General features: G+C 68.7%; 13 protein-coding genes. 6 read left to right on the forward strand and 7 right to left on the reverse strand.

Translation table 11 applies throughout. The features are described 5' to 3' along the window. Positions 1-583 precede the first annotated feature (583 nt). The 7 genes from nadC to N5K27_RS25210 all read right to left on the reverse strand — a co-directional run bounded on the left by nadC (position 584) and on the right by N5K27_RS25210 (position 7,036). Complete coding sequence (gene nadC, locus N5K27_RS25180; protein ID WP_132980720.1) at positions 584-1,486, reverse strand: carboxylating nicotinate-nucleotide diphosphorylase; 903 nt, start codon at positions 1,484-1,486, stop codon at positions 584-586. 160 nt (positions 1,487-1,646) lie between these two features. Continuing rightward, positions 1,647-2,576 carry a hypothetical protein gene (locus N5K27_RS25185; RefSeq protein WP_087836871.1) on the reverse strand — a complete coding sequence of 310 codons (930 nt, stop codon included), beginning with the start codon at positions 2,574-2,576 and terminating at the stop codon, positions 1,647-1,649. 7 nt (positions 2,577-2,583) lie between these two features. Then, complete coding sequence (locus N5K27_RS25190) at positions 2,584-2,805, reverse strand: hypothetical protein (RefSeq protein ID WP_087836870.1); 222 nt, start codon at positions 2,803-2,805, stop codon at positions 2,584-2,586. A 93-nt stretch (positions 2,806-2,898) separates the two neighbouring features. After that, positions 2,899-4,413: a 3-hydroxyacyl-CoA dehydrogenase gene (locus tag N5K27_RS25195; RefSeq protein ID WP_279820020.1), complete on the reverse strand. Its 1,515-nt coding sequence runs from the start codon at positions 4,411-4,413 to the stop codon at positions 2,899-2,901. Between the two features lie 25 nt (positions 4,414-4,438). After that, the gene (locus N5K27_RS25200; protein ID WP_087836868.1) at positions 4,439-5,590 is read right to left on the reverse strand and encodes an acyl-CoA dehydrogenase family protein; all 1,152 of its coding nucleotides are present in this window, start codon (positions 5,588-5,590) and stop codon (positions 4,439-4,441) included. Between the two features lie 11 nt (positions 5,591-5,601). Further along, positions 5,602-6,243, reverse strand: a complete 642-nt coding sequence (locus N5K27_RS25205; protein ID WP_279820023.1) for a TetR/AcrR family transcriptional regulator — start codon at positions 6,241-6,243, stop codon at positions 5,602-5,604. An 88-nt stretch (positions 6,244-6,331) separates the two neighbouring features. Continuing rightward, a complete protein-coding gene (locus tag N5K27_RS25210) occupies positions 6,332-7,036 on the reverse strand; it encodes a riboflavin synthase subunit alpha (RefSeq protein WP_087836866.1) in 705 nt (234 codons plus the stop codon). A 316-nt stretch (positions 7,037-7,352) separates the two neighbouring features. Here N5K27_RS25210 and kdpF point away from each other — a divergent pair, with 316 nt between their 5' ends. The 6 genes from kdpF to kdpE are packed head-to-tail and all read left to right on the forward strand — an operon-like array spanning position 7,353 to position 15,403. Further along, a complete protein-coding gene (kdpF, locus tag N5K27_RS25215) occupies positions 7,353-7,442 on the forward strand; it encodes a K(+)-transporting ATPase subunit F (protein ID WP_132980717.1) in 90 nt (29 codons plus the stop codon). After that, positions 7,442-9,151: a potassium-transporting ATPase subunit KdpA gene (gene kdpA, locus N5K27_RS25220; RefSeq protein ID WP_279820030.1), complete on the forward strand. Its 1,710-nt coding sequence runs from the start codon at positions 7,442-7,444 to the stop codon at positions 9,149-9,151. Before kdpF ends, kdpA begins: the two co-directional genes overlap by 1 nt. Positions 9,152-9,171: 20 nt before the next feature. After that, positions 9,172-11,298 (forward strand): potassium-transporting ATPase subunit KdpB, encoded by a 2,127-nt coding sequence (kdpB, locus tag N5K27_RS25225; protein WP_279820033.1) that lies wholly within the window; start codon positions 9,172-9,174, stop codon positions 11,296-11,298. Positions 11,299-11,321: 23 nt separating this feature from the next. After that, entirely contained in the window at positions 11,322-11,924 is a 603-nt protein-coding gene (gene kdpC / locus N5K27_RS25230; RefSeq protein ID WP_087836862.1) for a potassium-transporting ATPase subunit KdpC, read from the forward strand. A gap of 27 nt (positions 11,925-11,951) precedes the next feature. Beyond that, positions 11,952-14,738: a sensor histidine kinase KdpD gene (locus N5K27_RS25235; protein ID WP_279820036.1), complete on the forward strand. Its 2,787-nt coding sequence runs from the start codon at positions 11,952-11,954 to the stop codon at positions 14,736-14,738. Further along, positions 14,711-15,403 (forward strand): two-component system response regulator KdpE, encoded by a 693-nt coding sequence (gene kdpE / locus N5K27_RS25240; protein ID WP_132980713.1) that lies wholly within the window; start codon positions 14,711-14,713, stop codon positions 15,401-15,403. The genes N5K27_RS25235 and kdpE overlap by 28 nt, the downstream gene beginning before the upstream one ends. The last annotated feature ends 90 nt before the right edge of the window (positions 15,404-15,493 follow it).

Raw genomic sequence — 15,493 nt, forward strand, 5'->3', positions numbered from 1 at the left:
GTTCGTACTATGGGTCGAAACCCATGGCACGATCGCTTGCGTACTCAAAGAAATTGCAGATAAATGATTTACCTACAAACTTCTTCATATGAGCACTTGATTTCTTTTGCGTCGATCGACTGGTCCGGTTACCCGACCCAACCGTCTCGCGCCCAACCAAGCGCCCACACTTATCGGCTGTTTATTTGTTAAAGAGCGGTACTGCCTACTGCTTCACTTCCCTGCCGTTCGCTGCGCTGTCTTGCTAGCGCTGCGTCATCAGCAGAGAAACGAGATTATGAAGAAGTTTTTTACGTCTGTCAAATCGTCGTTAGCGCTGCCAATTTCGATTCGCCAGACCCTTGCCGCGCTACCACCCTGCCGCAAGGCTCCTTCTTTCGGTCGGCTGATTCGCTGCGCCCGCTTAACGCGTAACCGCTGCCAAAACTGCCTTCCTCACTCTTCGCACTTCCCGCTGCGCTGTTCGCGTTGCGTTGTTTGCGTCGAGAAAGTGACTATAGCACGGTTTTTCTGGCGCGTGCAACTCGCCCCGGGGAACGGGGAAGAAAGCCGCTCCCGCAGCTTCCTTCCCTATATATAGCGACTATGCGGGCGCGTGATCCAGCCCGATGTCCAGCACGCCCACGCTGTGCGTCAGCCAGCCGATCGAGATCAGGTCCACGCCGGTACGGGCCACGGCCGGCGCGGTCTGGGGGGTGATGCGCCCCGAGGCCTCGGTCACCGCGCGGCCGTCCACGCGGCGCACCGCCTCGGCCATGGTCTCGACGCTCATGTTGTCCAGCAGGATGGCGTCCACCTTCAATTCCAGCGCCTCGTCCAGCTGTTCCAGCGTATCGACTTCCAGTTCTATCTTCACCAGGTGCCCCACGCCGGCGCGCGCACGCCGCACGGCTTCGGCGACGCTGCCGGCGATCGCCACATGGTTGTCCTTGATCAGCACCGCGTCGTCCAGGCCGAAGCGATGGTTGGAGCCGCCACCCACGCGGACCGCGTATTTCTGCACGATGCGCATCCCCGGCATGGTCTTGCGCGTGCACACCACGCGCGACCGCGCATCGCCGATGGCATCGACCACCGAGGCCGTCGCCGATGCGATGCCACTCATGTGGCACAGGAAATTGAGCGCGGTGCGCTCGGCCGTCAGCATGGCGCGCGAGTTGCCCTCCACCACCGCGATGACGTCCCCCGGCTGGATACGGCTGCCGTCCGGCTTGCGCACGTCGACACGGATGTCGGGATCGATCAGGCCGAACGCCACGCGCGCCACGTCCATGCCGGCGACCACGCCGGGCTGGCGCGCCACCATGGCCGTACGGCCGCGATGGCCGGCGGGCACGATGGCATTCGTGGTGACGTCGCCGGCGCGGCCCAGGTCTTCCAACAGGGTGGCGCGCACCAGGGGCTCGATCATGACCGAGGGCAGCGGCGCGATGTCCCAGGCCTCGTGGGCACCCCGGGCATGGGCGCTGAGGTTATTTATGCTCATTATGAGTATTTTCCGTTGAAAAAAATCGCGGCTCTAGCCGTGATCCTTATGCTAGATATGAGCATAAGGGCTGTCAATACGTGGAAACCTGAAAGAGACGATCCAGTGGCTTAGGGCCGGTTCCCGCCAAAAGGAGGCGGGCACAGGCCGGGAATGGGCCCTAGTTGCCGCGAACCAGCGGGAGCTTGCTGCCGCTCAGGGCACGCTCCAGCATCACGTCGCCGCGGAAGCGGAAGAGCTTGGCCGGGCGCCCCGGCGTCTCGGTGGACAGCGCGCCGGTTTCCTCGACCAGCTGCTGCTGCTCGATGAAACGGCGGAAGTTCTGCTTGTGCAGCGACCGCCCGGCCAGCGCCTCGACGGCCTGCTGCAATTGCAGCAGCGTGAAGGACGGCGGCATCAGCTCGAACACCACCGGGCGGTATTTGATCTTGGCCCGCAGGCGCGCGATGCCCGTGGCCAGGATGCGGCGGTGGTCGTGTCGCATGGGCTCGCCCAGGTGGGGCAGCCCGGTCCTGCCGGCGCGGCGGATGGCTTCGTGCACCAGCCCCGCCTCGAACAGGAGTTCGTAGCGCTGCAGGACCAGTTCCTCGTTCCAGGCACGGCCGTCCAGGCCGAAACAGACCTCGGCCCGTTGCAGCCGGGCCCGGCGCTGCGCGGCATCGGCGCCCGCCCGGCACCATGCGCGCAGCGCGCCATCGATCAGTTCTCCCAGTTCGGCCGACGGCGCGCGCCTGTCCTCCCAGGGGAAATAGCGGTACCACCCGTGCCAGGCGGCATCGGCGCCGGAAACCGGCCCCTGCCGGGTCAGGGCCAGATAGCTGATGGAAATGACGCGCTGCTCGGTGTTCTGTTCGGTGCGGTCGCGGTCGGCGAAGGTATAGAGCTGCTCGACGTAGCCTAGCGGATGGTGCGTCTGCTCCTCCACCCAGGCCCGCAGGCCAGCCTGCAGCGAGCGGTGGCCGGACTCGAAGGGTCCGGACGGCAGCATGCGTCCATCGTGCGTGGTCAGGACCAGCGGCTCGGCGTCGGTGGCGGCGACGAGCACCGCGACCAGCTCGGCCGCCAGGGGGTGTTGGCTGGCGACAGTCAAGGGCGTCTCATTTCCTGCGCAAGTCGCTCCAGTCCGCGGTGGTGATGGCCAGCACGGCCGCCACCCAGGTCACCATCATCGCCAGCCAGCCGGTATAGCTGGGGTAGCCCCTGGACAGCACATAGGCGCTGCAGCCGATCGCCACCAGCACCAGCCATGGCGCGCGGCGGCGCGCGTAGCTGCTGCGCGTGTCCTCGGGCTGCCGGCGGGGGTCCATGAAGAGTCCCATTACATCCTCCATCAAACAGCGCCGCATTTTAGAAGATATGGCGCCGTCCCCGCCGATCTCTTTCGTGACCGCGCCCGCGCGCGGTGCACGGGGCTAGCGATCGAGCAGCGACATCCCCAGCTGGGCCCGGCGCTGCAGCCACAGGCTGGGCCGATAGCGCATGTCGCCGGTCACGCGCACGATGTTGCGCAGGATCTCGACGATGCGCGGAGCGCCCAGCGCGTCGCCCATGGCCAGCGGCCCCTTGGGATAGCCCAGGCCCAGCGTGACGGCGCGATCGATGTCCTCGGGCGTGGCGATGCCCTGCTGGGCGATCTCGCAGGCGATGTTGACGATGGTGGCGACGATGCGCTGGGCGACGAAGCCGGGCGAATCCTGCACCAGCGTCACCGGCGCGCCGTCGGAGGAGAAGCGGGCCACGGCGGCATCCCGCCACGCCTGCGCGGTCAGCGGCGTGGCCATGAGCGTGCGGCGGCGCCCTTCCGGCAGGCCATGCAGGACGTCCACGGCCACCGTGCGGCGGGCATCCAGACCCTGGTCGCAGGCCGCCGTGGTGGCGTCCTCGCCCAGGGGCGTGACCACGATCAGGGCATCGTCGCCGGGGCGGTCGCCCTGCTGCACCCGCGCGCCCAGGCGCTCCAGCAGTTCGACCACCACCGCCCGGCCCTCGGGGCGCGCCGGCGACACCCAGACCTCGGGCATAGGCGCGACCGAAGGCGGCGGCGCCTCGGGCGCGACCTGCTTCTTGCCATCGACATAGGCGTAGAAGCCCTGGCCCGTCTTGCGGCCCAGCAGTCCGCCGGCCAGGCGCACGGTGGTCAGCGGCGAGGGGCGGAAACGCGGCTCGTCGAAGAACTGGCGGTAGATGGACTCCATGACAGGATGGGAGACGTCCAGGCCGGTCAGATCCATCAGTTCGAAGGGCCCCATGCGGAATCCCGCCTGCCCGGTCATGATGGCATCGACCTGTGCGCAATCAGCCACGCCCTCCTGCAGCACCCGCAGCCCCTCGGTGTTCAGGCCCCGGCCGGCGTGGTTGACGATGAAGCCGGGCATGTCCTTGGCGCGCACGGGCGTGTGTCCCATGCGGCGGGCCAGTTCGGCCAGCGCGTCGCCCACCTCCGGATCGCTGCGCAGGCCGTCGATGACCTCCACCACCTTCATCAGCGGGACGGGGTTGAAGAAATGGTAGCCCGCCACGCGCGCGGGCAGCCGGCATGCCGCGGCGATCGCGGTGATGGACAGGGACGAGGTGTTCGAGGCCAGGATGCACGTTTCTGCAACGATGTCCTCGAGCTGCCGGAACAGCCCCTGCTTGGCATCCAGCCGTTCGACGATGGCCTCGACCACGAGCTCGCAGTCGCGCAACCGCCCCAGGTCCTCGCACAGGGTGAGCGCCTGCAGTGCCGCCTCGGCCCGGGGCGCTTCCAGCTTGCCCTTCTGCACCAGCTTGTCCCAGGTGTCGCGCAGGCTGTCGCGCGCCGACGCGAGCGCCGCCTGGGCGGTGTCGTACAGGTAGACGCGCAGCCCGGCCTGGGCCGCGATCTGGGCGATGCCCCGTCCCATGGCGCCCGCGCCGACTATCCCCACGCTATTGATCCGTGCCATTTATTCCTGCCTCCCTTGGCGGCCCTCAGGCCGTGTGCGCCTTGATGGTTTCGCGCGCGATGACGAGTTGCTGTATTTGCGAGGTTCCCTCGTACAGGCGGAACAGGCGGACGTCGCGATAGAAGCGTTCGACCGCGTATTCGGCAATGTAGCCCGATCCGCCGTGGATCTGCACGGCGCGGTCGGCTGTCCGCCCGACCATTTCGGTGGCGAACAGCTTGCAGCAGGAAGCCTCCAGGGTCGTCGGTTCGCCCCGGTCGCGCTTGCGGGCCGCGTCCAGCACCATGGTCCGGGCGGCATAGGCTTCGGTCTGGCTGTCGGCGATCATGGCCTGGATCAACTGGAAATCGGCGATGGGCTGGCCGAATTGCTTGCGTTCGGTGGCGTAGCGCACGGATTCGGCGATCAACCGTTCGGCCATGCCGACGCAGACGGCCGAGATGTGCAGGCGGCCCTTGTCCAGCACGCGCATGGCGGTGCGAAAGCCGTTGCCCTCTTCCCCGCCCAGCAGGGCACTGGCGGGCACGCGGCAATCGTCGAATACGATGTCGCAGGTCAGCGAGCCGGCCTGGCCCATCTTGCGATCCGGCTTGCCCAGGGTGATGCCGGGCGTGCCGGCCTCGACCAGGAAGCACGAGATCGCACCCGCCCCGCGCCCCTCTCCCGTGCGGGCCATGACGGTATACAGGCCGGCGATGGGGGCGTTGGTGATGAAACGCTTGGTGCCGTTCAGGACGTAATGGTCGCCGTCCCGGCGCGCCGAGGTCCGCAGCGACAGCGCATCCGACCCCGCGTCCGGCTCGGTCAGCGCGAACGAGCCGATCAGTTCGCCGCTGGCCAGGCGCGGCAGGTAGTGCTTGCGCTGCTCGTCGGTACCCGCCAGCACGATGGCCTGCGAACCGATGCCGATATTGGTGCCCGCCAGCGACCGGAAGGCCGGCGACGTGCGGCCCAGCTCCATCGCGATCAACACCTCTTCTTCCATGTTCAGGCCCAGCCCGCCGTATTCGGGCGCGATGGACAGGCCGAACAGGCCCAGCGCCTGCATCTCTTCGCGCACCTGCGGCGGAATCACGCCGGTTTCGGCCACTTCGGCCTCGAGCGGAACCAGGCGCTCGGCCACGAACGTGCGCGTGGCCTCGATCAGCAAATTCAAGGTATCGGCATCCAACGACATGACAGTCCCCATCAGGAAGTGGCCGCCGGCCTGACGCACAGGCCGGCGGATAGAAGTTCGAAATAGTCGAGCGCGATCTGTTCGGCCGTGCTGCCGTGGCCGGGCTTGAACCAGCGCGCCATCCAGTTGAGCAGGGACAGCACGGCGCGTCCCGAGGTCACGATCTGTCCCGGCCGGAATACGCCTTCGCGCGCGCCCTGCTCCAGGATCTGGCGCAGCAGGCGCTCGTAGGCATCGCGCAGCCGCGAGGCGTCGTCGCGGTAGCTGGGGCTCATGCCGCTGAAGCCCACCAGCATGGCGACGAAACTCCAGTAGTTGCGTTCGAGATAGGCCGCATGCGCCGTCATGAAGACGCGCAGCTTGTCCAGCGGGGCGGGCTGTTCGTTGACCGCCGGCACGACGGCTTCGGTCAGGCCTTGCAGCGCCTGCAGGATGATGGCGTCGTAGATGTCCTGCTTGGTGGCGAAATAGTGGTAGATGGCCGGCTTGGAAACGCCGATGGCGGCGGCCAGTTCGCCGATGGAGCTGCTTTCGTAGCCGCTTTGCGCGAACAGCTTGGCAGCCTCCAGCAGGATGCGTTCGCGCGCGTCGGCCACCACGGGCGGACGGCCCTGGCGGCGCCGGGGAGCGGGGTGGGAAGCGGGTGCGGACATGGCAGGCTTATTTACTTACCGAACGGTAGGTAAATAATACCAGCGGCATGCGAGGCCGCAACTCTCGCAAACCCGGAGCCGGCCCCGGCTACTTCAGCGACTTGGGCGCGGGGAACAGGTCTTCCAGCTCGATCCCGCGTTCTTTCAGCACGGCCTCCAGCAGGGGCTGGAGCTTGCCCAGGCTTTCCTGCACGGTCTCGCGCACGGTATCGACCACCACCTGCGTGCCGCGTTCGATCTCGATATTGAGCCGGTCGCCCACCTGCTTTTCCTCGAACGTGGTCATGCGCCGCGTCTCGGGAATCAGCCAGACCTCGAACCAGCCCTCGGCCCGGTTGACCTCGGCCACCGTCAGGCTGGCGCCGTTGATGGCGATGTAGCCCTTGGCGAAGACGTATTTGCGAAAGGCCTCGGGAATGGTGAAGCGCATGACGCGGTTCGTGTCCGAGCTGCGGATGCTGGCGATGGTGGTGGTGAAGTCGACGTGGCCGGACAACGGGTGGCCGCCGATCTCGGCCCCGTCCTTGGCGGCGCGTTCGACGTTGATGCGCGACCCCACGCCGTACTCGGACAACGTGGTGATGTTCAGGCTTTGCAGCATGACATCGAACGAGGCGGCGGTGGGACTGGCGATCTCGGTGACCGTCAGGCAGACGCCGTCCACCGAGACGCTGGCGCCTATGGCCAGGTCCTGGCAGAAACCCGGCGGAAACTCGATCGTGAAGGTGCGCAGGCCCTCGCGGTCGTTCATGGCGGCGATCTGGGCGGTGCCCTGGATGATTCCGGTAAACACGATATTCCTCGGCACGTGGGGAACGCGCACGGCGGTCCCCGCATTGGTCATGGGCGATAGCTTAACGCGCCGCCGACCGCCGCGATTTTTACGCCATTTTTATACCCGTCCGCCCAAGCTATACCCCGTTTTTACGCCCGTCTCCTTACGCTGGCAGGCGTCGGGCATGGGGACGAACAAACCGCCCCCGCCCATCGTGGAGTCCGCATCGGCGGGAAAAAATGGATCTCATCTACCTGTTGGGCCTGGTCGTCATCGCGCGCGCGACCATCGGGCTGATTCAGTTCTGCGCGGCGCTGTCGCAAGGAGAAACGCCATGACCTGGCTGCACCTGGCCGGGGCGGTGGCGGCCGCGGCCCTGTTCGTCTATCTGCTCGTCGCCCTGTTCAAGGCGGAGAAATTCTGATGGATACCAAGCTGCTCCTTCTGCTGGCGCTCTACCTTGCGGTCCTCCTGGCGATCGCCCCCTTCCTGGGCCGCTACATCCGCCTCGCCATGGACGCAGGCCCGTCGCGGTGGACCGCCTGGGGCCGCCCCGCCGAACGGGTCATCTACCGGCTTGCCGGCATCGATCCGGCCTTGGAAACCGGCTGGAAGGCCTATGCGGTGGCCGCCGTGGCCTTCAATCTGGTCGGCCTGGCCGCGCTGTATGCGCTGCAACGCGTACAGGGATGGCTGCCGCTGAACCCCGCCGGCCTTGGGGCGGTGGCGCCGGACTCGGCCTTGAACACGGCGGTGAGCTTCGTCACCAACACGAACTGGCAGGGCTACGCGGGCGAGACGACCATGAGCTACCTGACCCAGATGCTGGGTTTGGGCGTGCAGAACTTCGTGTCGGCGGCCACCGGCATCGCCGTGCTGTTCGCGCTGATGCGCGGACTGGCGCGGCACGGCGCGGGCACGGTCGGCAACTTCTGGGCCGACCTGGTGCGCTCGACGCTGTACGTGCTGCTGCCCCTGTCGCTGCTGCTCGCGCTGTTCCTGGTCAGCCAGGGCGTGATCCAGAACTTCGGCGCCTACCAGACCGTGCATACGCTGGAGGGCGCGGCGCAGACCCTGCCCATGGGGCCGGTCGCCTCGCAGGAAGCCATCAAGCTGCTGGGCACGAACGGCGGCGGCTTCTTCAACGCGAATTCGGCGCACCCTTTCGAGAACCCCACGGCGGCCAGCAACTTCCTGGAGATGCTGGCGATCTTCCTGATTCCCGCCGCGCTGTGCATGGCGTTCGGGGAACTGGTGGGCAGCCGCGCCCAGGGAGCGGCGATCCTGGCCGCGATGACGGTGCTGTTCGTGCTGTCCGTGCTCGCCACCGGCTACTTCGAACAACAGGCCAACCCCATGCTGGCGCAGCCGGGCATCGACGCCGCGCCCTCCGCGCTGTCGGCCGGCGGGAACATGGAGGGCAAGGAAAGCCGCTTCGGCATCGCCGCCAGCGCCCTGTTCGCGGTGGTCACCACGGCGGCCTCGTGCGGCGCGGTCAACGCCATGCACGATTCGCTGACGGCGATGGGCGGCTTCCCGCCCCTGCTGCTGATGCAACTGGGCGAAGTGGTGTTCGGCGGCGTCGGCTCCGGCCTGTACGGCATGCTGGTCTTCGCCATCACCGGCGTGTTCATCGCCGGCCTGATGATAGGCCGCACGCCCGAATACCTGGGCAAGAAGATCGAAAGCCACGACATGAAGATGGTGGCCATCGTGCTGCTGGCCACGCCGCTGCTGGTGCTGCTGGGCACGGCGGCAGCCGTGTCGCTGCCGGGCGGACAGGCGGGGATATTCAATCCGGGCGCCCACGGCTTCTCGGAAGTGCTGTACGCGCTGTCCTCGGCCGCCAACAACAACGGCAGCGCCTTCGCCGGCCTGTCGGCCAACACCCCCTTCTACAACGTGCTGCTGGCCCTGGCGATGTGGTGCGGCCGCTTCGGGATCATCGTGCCGGTCCTGGCCCTGGCCGGATCGCTGGCCGCCAAGCGGCGCATCCCCGCCGGCCCGGGCACCATGCCCACCACGGGGCCGCTGTTCGTCGTGCTGCTCATGGGCGCCGTGCTGATGGTGGGCGCGCTGACCTACATCCCCGCGCTGGCCCTGGGGCCGGTGGCGGAACACCTGCAACCCTGAACGCCTGGACGGGCATCCTCATGTCTACGCACCTGGAACCTTCCCTTCCCCACCCCGCCGCCGCGGCGCCCGCCCGGCGCGCCCTGTCGGGCATCCCGCTCGGCGCCGCCCTGAAAGAGAGCCTGCTCAAGCTGCGGCCCTCGACCCAGGTCCGCAATCCGGTGATGTTCACCGTGTACGTGGGCAGCATGCTGACCACCCTGCTGTGGATCGCCGGCCTGTTCGGCCACGCGGATGCCGACACCGGCTTCATGTTCGCCGTCTCCGCCTGGCTGTGGTTCACCGTCCTGTTCGCCAACTTCGCCGAGGCGCTGGCCGAAGGACGCGGCAAGCAGCAGGCGGCCGCGCTGCGCGGACTGCGCACCACCGTGATCGCGCGGGTCGTGCAGGGCGTGCCGGCCGGCACGCCCGCCACGGCCCAGGCCTATCGCGGCCACGTGACGGAACGTCCATCCGGCAGCCTGCGCAAGGGCGACATCGTGCTGGTCGAGGCCGGCGGCACCATCCCGGGCGACGGCGAGATCATCGCCGGCATCGCCTCGGTGGACGAAAGCGCCATCACCGGAGAATCGGCGCCGGTCATCCGCGAGGCCGGCGGCGACTTCTCGTCGGTAACGGGCGGCACGCGCGTGCTGTCTGACTGGATCATCGTGCAGGTCGCGGCCAACCCCGGCGAAAGCTTCCTGGACCGCATGATCGCGATGGTGGAAAGCGCGCGGCGCCAGAAGACGCCGAACGAGATCGCGCTGAACATCCTGCTGGTGGGCCTGACGTTGGTCTTCCTGCTGGTCGTCGTCACGCTGCTTCCCTTCTCGTTCTTCGCCATTTCCGCCGCCGGCCAGGGAACGGTCATCGCGATCACCGCGCTGGTCGCGCTGCTGGTCTGCCTGATCCCGACCACCATCGGCGGCCTGCTCTCGGCGATAGGCGTGGCCGGCATGAGCCGCATGATGCGCGCCAACGTGATCGCCACCTCGGGCCGGGCCGTGGAGGCGGCCGGCGACGTGGACGTGCTGCTGCTGGACAAGACCGGCACCATCACCTTCGGCAACCGCCAGGCCAGCGCCTTCCATCCGGCGCCCGGCGTGGCGGCCGACGTGCTGGCGCGCGCCGCCTGCCTGGCATCGCAGGCCGACGAGACGCCCGAAGGACGCAGCATCGCCGCGCTGGCGGCCCGCCAGTTGGGGCACATGCCAGAAGCGGCCGCCGGCGCCGCATTCGTACCGTTCTCGGCCCATACCCGCATGAGCGGCGTGGACCTGGCGGACCGCCGCATACGCAAGGGCGCGGTCGACGCGATGCAGGACTGGCTGGCCGGCCAGGGCGCCATGCTGCCCGAGGCCGTCGCGCGCGCGGCGGACGATGCGGGCCGGCGCGGCAGCACGCCGCTGGTGGTGTGCGACGGCCGCGCCGCGCTGGGCGTGGTCGAGCTCAAGGACATCGTCAAGCCCGGCATGCGGGAACGGTTCGGAGAACTGCGCCGCATGGGCATCAAGACGGTGATGATCACCGGTGACAACAAGCTCACGGCGGCGGCCATCGCGGCAGAGGCGGGCGTGGACGATTTCCTGGCGCAGGCCACGCCCGAGGCCAAGCTGGCGCTGATCCGCCGCTACCAGGCCGACGGCCGGCTGGTGGCCATGACCGGGGACGGTACCAACGACGCCCCCGCGCTGGCGCAGGCCGACGTGGCGGTGGCGATGAATTCCGGCACCCAGGCCGCCAAGGAAGCCGGCAACATGGTCGACCTGGACTCCGACCCGACCAAGCTGATCGAGGTGGTCGAGACCGGCAAGCAGATGCTGATGACGCGCGGCGCGCTGACCACCTTCAGCATCGCCAACGACGTGGCCAAGTATTTCGCGATCATTCCGGCGGCCTTCGCCGGCGTCTACCCGCAACTGGCCGCGCTGAACGTCATGCGGCTGGCCTCGCCGTCGTCGGCCATCCTGTCGGCCGTGGTCTTCAACGCGCTCATCATCATCGTGCTGATCCCGCTGGCCCTGAAGGGCGTGCGCTACCGGCCGCTGGGCGCGGCCGCGCTGTTGCGCCGCAACCTGCTGGTCTACGGACTGGGCGGCCTGCTGGTGCCCTTCGCCGGCATCAAGCTGATCGACATGATCCTGGCCGCCACCGGACTGGCCTGACCCACCCGCTTTCGGAGACTCCCATGCCCCCTGATTCCTCTCTCGCCCGGCAACGCGTGCTGCGGCCCGCGCTGGCGGTATTCGCCGCGCTCTCCCTCGTCACCGGCCTGCTCTATCCGCTGGCCACCACCGCCCTCGCCCGGCTGGCCTTTGCGCACCAGGCGGCTGGATCGCCCGTCCAGTCAGGCGAAACGACGGTCGGATCGGCGCTGATCGGGCAGTCGTTCACCTCGCCCCGCTATTTCTGGGGCCGCCCTTCGGCCACCGCCGAACGTCCGTACAACGCGCAAGCCTCGGGCGGTTCCAACCTGGGGCCGCGCAACCCCGACCTGGCGCGCCTGGCGGGCGAACGCGCCGTGGCGCTGCGACAGGCCGACCCCGGCAACGCGGCGCCCATCCCGGTCGACCTGGTCGCCGCCTCGGGCAGCGGCCTGGACCCCCACATCAGCGTGGCGGGCGCCCGCTACCAGGCGCCCCGGGTCGCGCGCGAGCGCGGCCTGCCGGCGGACGAGGTAGAGCAACTGATCGCCGCGCATACGGAGCGGCCATTCATCGGCATACTGGGCGAACCCGTGGTAAACGTACTCCAGCTCAACCTGGCGCTGGACCGGCTGCCCCGCCCCTGACCCGCCGATCACGCCCCGATCCCATACATGGCATCCGCCGCCCCTGGACGTCCCGATCCCGATACCCTGCTCAGGAACCTCGATGCCGCCGGGCAGCCGGCCGCGCGCGGCCGGCTGCGCATCTATTTCGGCGCCTCGGCCGGCGTCGGCAAGACCTACGCCATGCTGGAAGCCGCGCGTCACCGGATGGAGCAAGGCGCGGACGTGGTGGCCGGCGTCGTCGAAACGCACGGGCGCAAGGAAACCATGGCCCTGCTGGCCGGCATCCCCACGCTGCCCCAGGCCGAGATCCGTTACCGCGAACGGGCGCTGAAGGAATTCGACCTGGACGGCGCCCTGGCCCGGCGGCCCGCCCTGGTGCTGGTGGACGAACTGGCCCACTCGAACGTTCCAGGGTCGCGCCACGACAAGCGCTGGCAGGACGTGCACGAATTGCTCGCGGCCGGCATCGACGTCTGGACCACGCTGAACGTGCAGCACCTGGACAGCCTGAACGAGGCGGTGGGCGGCATCACCGGCGTGCGGATACGGGAGACCGTGCCCGACGCCGTGTTCGACGACGCCGACGAGATCATCCTGGTCGACACCTCGGCCGACGAACTGCTGCGCCGCCTGCGCCAGGGCAAGGTCTACCTGCCCGAGCAGGCCCGGCACGCGGCCAGCCACTTCTTCCGCAAGGGCAACCTGATCGCGCTGCGCGAACTGGCCTTGCGGCGCACCGCGGAGCACGTGGACGACGACGTGCAGGCCTACCGGCTGGATCGGTCCATCACCGACATCTGGCGCACGCGCGAAGCGGTCCTGGCCTGCGTCGCCGCCGACGATGCCGGCCACGTGGTGCGCAATGCGCATCGGCTCGCCCAGCAGCTCGATTGCGAACTGCACGTGGTCACCGTAGAAAGCCTGAGCGTCCAGCCCCAGCCGGCCGCCCGGCACGACTACCTGCGGCGCGTGCTGGCGCATGCCGAGTCGCTGGGCGCGCGCACCGAGGTCCTGGGCGGCACCGACCTGGTCGAGGCCGTGGTGCGCTATGCGCGGCGCCACAACATCACCAAGGTCGTGCTGGGCCGCTCCGCGCCGGGCGGCTTGCGGCGCCTGCGCCTGTCGTTGTCGGGCCTGCTGTCGCGCCTGCTGGCGCCGGGCTGGATCTGGCATCGCCACAGCTTCGCCGACCTGCTGGCGGCCGCCTGCCCGGAAATCGACGTGATCCGCATCGCCGCCCCGCCCCTGCCCGCGCAGGCGCGCGTGGCGGCGCCGCCTGCAGGCGAGCGCGAGCCGCGCGGCGCTTCCCGCCTGCCCGCCTATCTCTGGGCGCTGGCGTATTGCGGCGCCGCGGCCGCGCTGTCCTCGCTGGCCTTCCCGGTGCTGCACCAGACCAACATCGTCATGCTGTTCCTGCTGGCGGTGATCGGAGTGGCGCTTCGCCACGGCCGCGGGCCGGCCGCCCTGGCCTCGCTGGTCAGCGTCGCGCTGTTCGACTTCCTGTTCGTCCAGCCGCTGTGGTCCTTTGCCATTTCCGACATCCAGTACGCGCTGACCTTCCTCGTCCTGCTGGCGGCGGGCCTCGTGGTCGGCCAGTTGACCGCGGGACTGCGCCTGCAGGCCGAGACCTCCGTCCGCCGCGAGGCCGAGGCCCACGGGCTGTACGAATTCGCGCGCGAGCTGTCGTCGGCGCTGCAGCCGGAACAGATCGTCGAGGCCACGTCCTCGTATGTCCGCGCGGCCTTCGACACGCATTGCGTGCTGTACGTCCTGGACACCACCGACCACCTGCGGCCCGCGGCCCCGGCCGATGTCCCGACGGGCCTGGAGCCGGCCCTGGCGCAGTGGGCCTACGACCACGGGCAGCCCGCTGGCGCCGGCACCGCCACGCTGTCCACCAGCGCCTTCTACTACCTGCCCCTGCAGGCATCGATGCGCACGCGCGGCGTGCTGGCGATCGCCTGCGGCGGCCGCCCCGGCCTGGACGACGCGGAAAGCCGCCGGCAGATGGCGGCCTACGGCACGCTGGTGGCCATCGCGCTGGAGCGCCTGCACTATGTGGAAGTCGCCCAGCACGCGCTGTTGAGCGTCGAGTCCGAGAAACTGCGCAACTCGCTGCTGGCGGCCGTCTCGCACGATCTGCGCACGCCCCTGACCAGCCTGGTCGGCACCTCTCAGACTTTGCAGCGCCAGCATCCGGAACTGCCGCAGGCGGTGCTCGAAGCGCTGCACGGGCTGACGGTGCAGGCCCGCCGCATGCACGCGATGGTGGACAACATCCTGGACATGGCCCGGCTGCAAAGCGGCGATGCCCCGCTGCACCGCGAGTGGCAATCCATCGAGGAACTGGTCGGATCGGCGCTGGCCTACATGCGCGATGCGCTCGGCCAGCGGCGCGTGATCGTAGGCAGCCTGTCCGACCTGCCGCTGGTGGAATGCGACGGCGTCCTGATCGAACGCGTACTGTGCAATCTGCTCGAGAACGCCATCAAGTACACCCCCGAGTCCAGCATCATCCGCATCGACACCGAAATCCGCGGTGGCCAGCTTGCCACCCTGGTGACCGACGACGGCCCCGGCGTGCCGCCGGACACCGCCGGACGCATCTTCGACAAATTCGCTCGCGGCGAGCGTGAATCATCCACGCCGGGCGTGGGCCTGGGCCTGGCCGTCTGCCAGGCCATCGTCCGCGCCCATGGCGGCGACATCCGGCTGGAGGCCGCTCCGGACGGGCACGGCGCGCGCTTCGCGTTCACCCTGCCCCTGGGCACGCCGCCGGACATCCATCCTGAACCGGACGTTCCATGTTCGACTACCGACCCAACATCCTGATCATCGAGGACGATGCGGCCATCCGCCGCTTCGTGCGCACCGCCCTGGAAGGCGAAGGCGCCGCGATCTTCGAGGCCGAGACGGTGCAGCGCGGGCTGATCGAGGCCGGAACCCGGCACCCGGACCTCGTCATCCTGGACCTGGGCCTGCCCGATGCCGACGGCATGACCCTGATCCGGGAACTGCGTGGCTGGACCGAGGTGCCGGTGCTGGTGCTGTCCGCCCGCGACGCCGAAGGCGACAAGATCGGCGCGCTGGACGCCGGGGCCGACGACTATCTGAGCAAGCCCTTCGGCGTGGGCGAGCTCCTGGCACGGGTGCGCGTGCTGCTGCGCAGACATGGCCGGGGGGGAGCCGGCCAGCCCGCGGAAATCCACTTCGGCGAGATCACCCTGGACTTCGCCCGGCGTGCCGTGACCCGCGGCGGCAAGGCCGTCCACCTGACCAACCGCGAGTACCGCCTGCTCGCCACCCTGGCGGCGCACCGCGGCAAGGTCATGACGCACCGCGAGCTTCTGCGCGAGGTCTGGGGACCGGCCTACGTCGGCAACAATCACTACCTGCGCATCTACATGGGCCACCTCAGGCAGAAGCTCGAGGCCGATCCCGCCCAGCCCGTCTATCTGCTGACGGAGGTCGGCGTCGGCTACCGTTTCGCGGGTTGAACCTCACGGCCACGACGCGCGCGCAAAGGTGAACGATTCTTTACAAGCAGTTTCATTCCTGGGCGGCCCTTTCTAAGATACGGCTACCTG

The organism is Pigmentiphaga sp. GD03639 (assembly GCF_029845405.1).
GTDB classification, from domain to species: Bacteria; Pseudomonadota; Gammaproteobacteria; order Burkholderiales; family Burkholderiaceae_B; genus Pigmentiphaga; species Pigmentiphaga daeguensis.

What these genes read in the sequence shown, in the direction of transcription:
- kdpF (WP_132980717.1), top strand. Translation starts at nt 7,353, where the DNA reads ATGACCTGGCTGCACCTGGCCGGGGCGGTGGCGGCCGCGGCCCTGTTC.
- N5K27_RS25205 (WP_279820023.1), bottom strand. Translation starts at nt 6,243, where the DNA reads ATGTCCGCACCCGCTTCCCACCCCGCTCCCCGGCGCCGCCAGGGCCGT.
- N5K27_RS25195 (WP_279820020.1), bottom strand. Translation starts at nt 4,413, where the DNA reads ATGGCACGGATCAATAGCGTGGGGATAGTCGGCGCGGGCGCCATGGGA.
- kdpA (WP_279820030.1), top strand. Translation starts at nt 7,442, where the DNA reads ATGGATACCAAGCTGCTCCTTCTGCTGGCGCTCTACCTTGCGGTCCTC.
- kdpB (WP_279820033.1), top strand. Translation starts at nt 9,172, where the DNA reads ATGTCTACGCACCTGGAACCTTCCCTTCCCCACCCCGCCGCCGCGGCG.
- N5K27_RS25235 (WP_279820036.1), top strand. Translation starts at nt 11,952, where the DNA reads ATGGCATCCGCCGCCCCTGGACGTCCCGATCCCGATACCCTGCTCAGG.
- nadC (WP_132980720.1), bottom strand. Translation starts at nt 1,486, where the DNA reads ATGAGCATAAATAACCTCAGCGCCCATGCCCGGGGTGCCCACGAGGCC.
- N5K27_RS25200 (WP_087836868.1), bottom strand. Translation starts at nt 5,590, where the DNA reads ATGTCGTTGGATGCCGATACCTTGAATTTGCTGATCGAGGCCACGCGC.
- kdpE (WP_132980713.1), top strand. Translation starts at nt 14,711, where the DNA reads ATGTTCGACTACCGACCCAACATCCTGATCATCGAGGACGATGCGGCC.
- kdpC (WP_087836862.1), top strand. Translation starts at nt 11,322, where the DNA reads ATGCCCCCTGATTCCTCTCTCGCCCGGCAACGCGTGCTGCGGCCCGCG.
- N5K27_RS25190 (WP_087836870.1), bottom strand. Translation starts at nt 2,805, where the DNA reads ATGGGACTCTTCATGGACCCCCGCCGGCAGCCCGAGGACACGCGCAGC.